Genomic DNA, 275 nt, shown 5'->3' on the forward strand with positions numbered 1-275 from the left:
GCAGTAAAAACTATCGACAAAGCTTATTTGGCTGAGCTATCTGGTTGTGATGAATATGTGTCTATCGCTTTTTGTTATAAAAACTATAATGAAGAGACCAAGCCTCGTCTTAGTGAAAATGAAAGCTGTGCTGTGATTAGTGTGGCCAAAGCCAAAGAGCTATTAAATACCACAGAGTTGGCTGAAGAAGCATTGTCTGCTGTCAGCATTATTCTGTTTAGCGCTGTATCGCAGACGTTTGGTGGCTTCTTAACGGATGGGGAAACCAGTAAGCG

Annotated in this window: 1 pseudogene; it reads left to right on the plus strand. The window is 41.5% G+C overall.

From position 1 onward, the window contains the following. Window positions 1-275, plus strand: a pseudogene (locus AAEY78_RS12985) (hypothetical protein); the annotation flags it as partial.

This window comes from Psychrobacter sp. 16-MNA-CIBAN-0192, from assembly GCF_040309565.1.
GTDB lineage: Bacteria > Pseudomonadota > Gammaproteobacteria > Pseudomonadales > Moraxellaceae > Psychrobacter.